Source organism: Micromonospora sp. CV4 (assembly GCF_003667455.1).
Taxonomy (GTDB): Bacteria; Actinomycetota; Actinomycetes; order Mycobacteriales; family Micromonosporaceae; genus Micromonospora.
On record NZ_RCVI01000132.1, the window covers coordinates 1 to 6,205 of the forward strand.

At 74.1% G+C, this 6,205-nt stretch carries 7 protein-coding genes; 3 read left to right on the plus strand and 4 right to left on the minus strand.

Features of this window, described 5'->3' with window-relative positions; all coding sequences use genetic code 11:
- From EAD98_RS01500 to EAD98_RS01515, 4 genes are all read right to left on the minus strand, one after another.
- A partial coding sequence (locus tag EAD98_RS01500; RefSeq protein ID WP_233583676.1) for a xanthine dehydrogenase family protein molybdopterin-binding subunit occupies positions 1-1,347 on the minus strand: 1,347 nt, incomplete at its 3' end.
- Positions 1,329-2,324, minus strand: coding sequence for a xanthine dehydrogenase family protein subunit M (locus EAD98_RS01505; protein WP_121652287.1), 996 nt, complete (start codon positions 2,322-2,324; stop codon positions 1,329-1,331). The genes EAD98_RS01505 and EAD98_RS01500, both read right to left, overlap by 19 nt.
- The gene (locus EAD98_RS01510) at positions 2,321-2,848 is read right to left on the minus strand and encodes a 2Fe-2S iron-sulfur cluster-binding protein (RefSeq protein WP_121652288.1); all 528 of its coding nucleotides are present in this window, start codon (positions 2,846-2,848) and stop codon (positions 2,321-2,323) included. The genes EAD98_RS01505 and EAD98_RS01510 overlap by 4 nt, the downstream gene beginning before the upstream one ends.
- A 97-nt stretch (positions 2,849-2,945) precedes the next feature.
- Entirely contained in the window at positions 2,946-3,617 is a 672-nt protein-coding gene (locus tag EAD98_RS01515; protein WP_121652289.1) for a TMEM175 family protein, read from the minus strand.
- 141 nt (positions 3,618-3,758) lie between these two features.
- On the opposite strand from EAD98_RS01515, the gene EAD98_RS01520 reads away from it, so the two are divergent.
- The 3 genes from EAD98_RS01520 to EAD98_RS01530 form a co-directional block, all read left to right on the plus strand.
- Complete coding sequence (locus EAD98_RS01520; RefSeq protein ID WP_121652290.1) at positions 3,759-4,373, plus strand: PadR family transcriptional regulator; 615 nt, start codon at positions 3,759-3,761, stop codon at positions 4,371-4,373.
- Positions 4,370-5,095, plus strand: a complete 726-nt coding sequence (locus EAD98_RS01525; protein WP_121652291.1) for an ABC transporter ATP-binding protein — start codon at positions 4,370-4,372, stop codon at positions 5,093-5,095. The genes EAD98_RS01520 and EAD98_RS01525 overlap by 4 nt, the downstream gene beginning before the upstream one ends.
- Positions 5,092-6,205: FtsX-like permease family protein (locus EAD98_RS01530; RefSeq protein WP_121652292.1), on the plus strand; the 1,114-nt coding region annotated here is incomplete at its 3' end. The genes EAD98_RS01525 and EAD98_RS01530, both read left to right, overlap by 4 nt.

The window sequence follows — 6,205 nt, forward strand, 5'->3', positions numbered from 1 at the left end:
TGGCTGATCGGCACCGGGGTGGCCGGCGCGCGCCCGGGCCGGGTAGCTCGCGCCGGCCACCCCGGTGCCGATCAGCCAGCGCCCGTCGCGCCGGGCCCGGGGTTCGGGGTCCCGGTCGGCCCAGCCGAACCGGCGGGCCCCGTCGCGTAGGCAACCGACCAGGTTGCGGCTGGTGAACGGCCGCCCCAGCTCCGGGTCGACCGCCGGGTCGTTGCGGATCCGCAGCTCTACGGGGTCGATGCCGACCGCGATGGCCAGCTCGTCCATCGCCGACTCCAGGGCGTACGCGCCGGGGCACTCGCCCGGGGCGCGCATCCAGAACGGCGTGGGGACGTCGAGGCGTACCAGCCGGTGCGTGGTGCGCCGGTGCGGCGCGGCGTACATGCTGCGCGTGTAGACGGCGACCTGCTCGGCGAACTCCCTGATGGTCGAGGTCTGGGTGATCGAGTCGTGGCAGATCGCGGTGAGCCGCCCGTCGGCGTCGGCCGCGAGCCGGACCCGCTGGATGGTGGGCGTGCGGTAGCCGACCGGCCCGAACAGCTGCTGCCGGGTCAGCGCCAGCCGGACCGGTCGGTCCACCTGCCGGGCCGCCAGCGCGGCCAGCACCACGGCGGCTTTGGGGTACCCCTTGCTGCCGAAGCCGCCGCCGACGTGCTGCGTGATCACCCGGACCGACTCCCGGGGCAGCTCGAACAGCTCGGCCAGGGCGGCCTTGACCGCCACGGCACCCTGGTTGGAGTCGTGCACCAGCAGGCGCCCGTCCCGCCACTGCGCCGTGGTGGCGTGCGGTTCCATCGGGTTGTTGTGGTACGCCGGCGTCCGGTACGTGGCGTCCATCCGTACCGGCGCGGCCGCGTACCCGGCATCGAAGTCGCCCTCGGCGGTGTCCGACGGGTAGCTGGGGTTCACCTGGTCCGGCCGGTACAGGCCGGGGTGGTCGTCGGTGAGCACCGTGCTGTGCGGCCCGGCGTCGTAGTCGATCCGGACCAGCCGGGCGCCCTCCCGGGCCGCCTCCAGGCTGGTGGCCACCACCACGGCGACGAACTGCCCCCGGTAGTGCACCGCCGGCTCCTGCAACAGCCACAGCTCCGGCTCCGGCCCCGGCGCGAGCCGGGGCGCATTGCCGTGGTGGAGCACGGCCAGCACGCCGGGCAGCGCGAGCGCCGGCGCCGCGTCGATCCGGGTGATCCGTCCCCGAACCACGGCCGACGGCACCGCCCAGCCGTAGGTGACCCCGTCCACCGGGTACTCGACCGCGTAGCGGGCCGTGCCGGTGACCTTCTCCCGACCCTCCAACCGGGGGTACGCCCGCCCCACCGCGCCGGTGGTCATGGTGCGGGTGTCCACTCGGCCAGCTCGGTCAGGGCCCGCACCGTGATCGCCCGGGTCAGCGGCACCTTGAAGCCGTTGTGCCGCAACGGACGGGCCTCGGCCAGCTCGGCGTCGGCCGCCCGCGCGGCCAGCTGCGGGCTGAACGCCCGCCCGCGCAGCTCCTCCTCGGCCCGGTACGCCCGCCACGGCCGGTGCGCGACCGCCCCGTACGCCAGCCGGACGTCGCGGACCACGTCGCCGTCGAGGTCCAGCACCGCGGCCACCGAGCCGACGGCGAAGGCGAACGACGCCCGGTCGCGCACCTTGAGGTACGCCGAGCGGCGCGCGGCCGGCAGGGGTGGCAGCCGTACGGCGGTGATCAGCGCTCCCCGGGTCAGGGTGGTCTCCCGTTCCGGGTGCTCGCCGGGCGAGCGGTGCAGCGCCGCCAGCGGGACGTCCCGGGGACCGGCGGGCTCGTGCACCTCCACCACGGCGTCCAGCGCGGCGAGCGCGACGGCCAGGTCCGACGGGTGGGTCGCCACGCAGAGGTCGGACCAGTCCAGCACCGCCAGGTCGCGGTTCTGGCCGTGTCGGGCGGCGCAGCCGCTGCCCGGCTCGCGCTTGTTGCAGGCCTTGCCGGTGTCCTGGAAGTAGACGCAGCGGGTGCGTTGCAACAGGTTGCCGCCGGTGGTGGCCAGGTTGCGCAGCTGCCCGGAGGCGGCGGCGAGCAGCGCGCGGGCCAGCACCGGGTAGTCGCGCCGGACCGCCGGGTGGGCGGCCAGGTCGCTGTTGCGGACCGTCGCGCCGATCCGCAGCCCGCCGCCGGGCAGCTCCTCGACGGCGTCCAGCGGCAGCCGGTTCACGTCCACCAGCAGGTCGGGCCGCTGCACCCCGAGCTTCATCAGGTCGACCAGGTTGGTCCCACCGGCCAGGTACGCCGCCTGCGGCTCGTCGGCCAGCACGGCGACCGCCTCGGCCACGTCGGCCGGCCGGTGGTAGCGGAACGGTCTCACCGCGTCGCCGCCGTTTCTTGAATGGCCGCGACGATGTGCGGGTACGCGGCGCAGCGGCACAGGTTGCCGGCCATCCGCTCGCGGATCTCCGCGTCGGTCAGCTCGGCCGGGGCGGTGAGGTCGTCGGTGACCGCGCTCGGCCAGCCCCGGGCGACCTCGTCAAGCATGCCGCGGGCGGAGCAGAGCTGTCCGGGGGTGCAGTAGCCGCACTGGAACGCGTCGTGCGCGACGAAGGCGGCCTGAAGCGGGGACAGCTCGTCCGGTCCGCCCAGCCCCTCCACGCTGACCACCGACCGACCGTCGAGGGTGACCGCGAGGAGCAGGCAGCTCTTCACGCGGCGGCCGTCCAGCAGCACCGTGCACGAGCCGCACTGGCCGTGGTCGCAGCCCTTCTTCGCCCCGATCAGGCCGAGGCGTTCGCGCAGCGCGTCCAGCAGGGTGGTGCGGTTGTCCAGGGTCAGCTCGCGCCGCCCGCCGTTGACGTCGAACGCCACCCGGGACGAGTGCCGCTCGTCGGTGGTCATCTCGCTCTCCGGTCCGCCCCGCACCGGCCCAGACTAGCTTTACCGGTACATATCCGGGCGAACAACCTACGGACCCTCGCACGGAAGGATCCGAGGGTCAGCGACCCGGGGCCCGTCGGCGACGCAGCCCTTCGCTGGTGAACGCGTGATACATGATCATGACGATGACGCCGATCAGGCCCAGCATGGGATTGACGAACCAGCCGAGCAGGCCGCTGAGCCCGTAGAGGACCAGGCCGGTGACCGGACGCAGCCGCTGCGTCCGTACGTAGTCGGGACTGACCCCGCGCCGGAGCAGCTCGGGGTGGCGGCGCAGGTAGCCGAAGAAGACCAGCCAGGGGGCCGACATCAGCGCGGCGGCCAGCGCGTACAGGGCGACGGCGGCGCGGCGGTCGGCGGTGTCGCCGTGGGTGAGCGCGGACGCCAGCACGGCCGTCGGGAACGGGATGATCACCGCGCCGAAGAGGATGCCGAGGTTGATCCAGCTCAGCGCGAGGGTGGTTCCGCGGATCAGCCGGACCAGCGCGTGGTGGTTGAGCCAGAGCACCCCGACGTAGACGAAGGACACCACGAAGGCCAGGTAGGACGCTCCCTCGTCGAGCAGCCCGGCCAGCAACTCGCCCTCGTGGTACTCCGGCACCCGCAGTTCGATGACCAGCAGCGTGATGACGATGGCGAAGACGCCGTCGCTGAACGCGGTCAACCGGTCCGTCTCGGACATCCGTGGCCCGGTGTCGGGCTGCTCGACCTCGTCAGCTGCTGCGGCCATGGCCGCAGGCTAATGCCCGGGCCGGGCGCGGGTGGCGCTTTGTCCGAACGGGACGACGCCCACCGTCTGGAGTCGGAACGGGGCACCCAAGCGGAGAATACTGTGTATTATACCGGGTATGCTAACTGTAAGTGTTGGATCGTGAGCATCCGTCACGCCATGCTGGCGCTGCTCACCGAGGCACCGAAATACGGTCTCCAGCTCCGTCAGGAGTTCGAGGCGCGCACCGGCGAGGTCTGGCCGCTCAACGTCGGGCAGGTCTACACCACGTTGCAACGCCTGGAGCGCGAGGGGCACGTCGAGTCCGACGACGCCGGCCGCGACGGCACCCAGAAGCGCTACCGGCTCACCGCCGACGGCGAGCGCGAGCTGTACGGCTGGCTGCGTACGCCGCCGCAGGCCGGGCCGCCACCCCGGGACGAGCTCGTCATGAAGGTGCAGGTGGCGATGCGGCTGCCGCAGGTGGACGTGACCGAGATCCTCCAGGCCCACCGGCGGCGGATCGTCGAGGAGATGCAGCACTACACGCACCTCAAGGCCGACGCCGCGCCGGAGGACGTCGGGCTCGGCCTCGTCGTCGACGCCGAGCTGTTCCGGCTGGAAGCGGTCGTCCGTTGGCTGGACGCGGCGGACGCCCGTCTGCGCTCCCGGCCGACGCCGCCCGTCGACGCCACCGGCGCGCCGCCCGCCGCCGACGCCCCCGCCGGTCGTACGACGCGGCCGGACCACGACCGGACGACAGGAGCCCGGCGATGAGCGTGGTGCTGAGCCTGCGACAGGTGTCCAAGGTGTACGGCGCCGGAGCCGCCGCCGTACACGCCCTGCGCGGGGTCGACCTCGACGTGGTCGCCGGTGAGCTTGTCGCGGTGATGGGCCCCAGCGGCTCGGGCAAGAGCACCCTGCTGACCATCGCCGGCACCCTGGAGGAGCCCAGCGCGGGCCAGGTCACGGTGTGCGGGTCCGACCTCTCCACGCTCTCTGTGGACGCCATCGCCCGGCTGCGTCGCCGGTCGCTCGGCTTCGTCTTCCAGGACCTGAACCTGCTCGCCGGCCTCTCCGCCGTCGAGAACGTGGCCCTGCCTCTGGAGCTGGACGGCATGGCCGCGCGTCCGGCGCGGGCCGCCGCCCTGCGGGTGCTCGACGAGCTGGGGTTGACCGACCGCGCCGGCCACTTCCCCGACGACCTCTCCGGCGGGGAGCGCCAACGGGTCGCGATCGCCCGCGCCGTCGTGGGGGACCGGCAACTGCTGCTCGCCGACGAGCCCACCGGCGCCCTCGACGCGGCCAACGGCGAAGCAGTCCTGCGGATGCTCCGCTCGGCCTGCAAGCGCGGCATCGCGGGAGTGCTGGTCACCCACGACGCCCAGCTCGCCTCCTGGGCCGATCGGGTGATCTTCATTCGGGACGGCCGCGTGGTCGACCAGACCACGCCGTCGGCCGGCCCGGACGCCCTGCTAGCCCCGGACCCGGCCCGGTGACCGCCACCGCGAGCCGCAGCCGGATGCCCAACCGGCCCACGGGCGGCGGGCTTGCGGCCCGCCGCGCGGTGATCCGCTGGGCGGTACGACTGTTCCGCCGCGAGTGGCGCCAGCAACTGCTGGCCATCGCGCTGCTCACCGTCGCGGTCACGGGTGCCACCTTCGGTCTGGCGGCGACCTGGAACCTCCCCGCGTCGAGCGATGCCACGTTCGGCCGCGCCGACCAGCTCATCCGGATCCCCGGCGACGACCCCGCCGAGCTGGACACCCGGGTCACCGCGGCTCGGGCGTGGTTCGGCACGATCGACGTGATCGGCCACCGGCGCGTGCCGGTGCCGGGGTTGTTCGACCCGGTGGACGTCCGGGCCCAGGACCCCGCCGGCGCGTACGGCGGTCCGATGCTCGCCCTGCGGCAGGGCCGCTACCCGACCGGGCCCGCCGAATTGGCGGTGACCGACGGGGTGGCAGCGGACCTGCGTGCCGGGCTCGGCGCCCGGGTCCCGCTCGGTGACGCCGACCGTGTGATCGTCGGGGTGGTGGAGAACCCGGCGGACCTGCACGACGAGTTCGCCCTCACCGACCCGGCGCACGCCGACCGGCCACAGTCGGTGACCGTCCTGGTGGCCGGTGACCGCGACACCATGGAGGCCTTCCGCGGGACCGTCGACGGCCCGCTGGTGCGCGAGTCCCGGCCGGCTGCCGAGCGCACCGTGCTCACCTTTGCCGCGCTGGCGCTGGCCACCGTCGGCCTGCTGCTCGTGTCGCTCGTGGCCGCCGCCGGGTTCGTGGTGCTGGCGCAGCGCCGGCTGCGCCAGCTCGGCATGCTGGCGGCGATGGGCGCGACCCGCCGACATCTGCGGCTGGTGCTGCTGGTCAACGGCACGGCCGTCGGGCTGGTCGCGGCGGTCTGCGGCACCGCCGCCGGGGTCGCCGCCTGGCTGGTCGCCGCCGGTTTCGTCGAGACCGCCGCCGGGCACCGCATCGGCCGGTTCGACCTGCCCTGGCTCACCATCGGCGCGGGCATGCTGCTGGCCGTGGTGACCGCGACCGCCGCCGCCTGGTGGCCGGCCCGCGCGGTCACGCGTACCCCGATCATGAGCGCGCTGTCGG

Bases quoted from the DNA above. Each gene is read 5' to 3' on its own strand.
- EAD98_RS01510 (WP_121652288.1), bottom strand. From the start codon at position 2,848: ATGACCACCGACGAGCGGCACTCGTCCCGGGTGGCGTTCGACGTCAAC.
- EAD98_RS01515 (WP_121652289.1), bottom strand. From the start codon at position 3,617: ATGGCCGCAGCAGCTGACGAGGTCGAGCAGCCCGACACCGGGCCACGG.
- EAD98_RS01525 (WP_121652291.1), top strand. From the start codon at position 4,370: ATGAGCGTGGTGCTGAGCCTGCGACAGGTGTCCAAGGTGTACGGCGCC.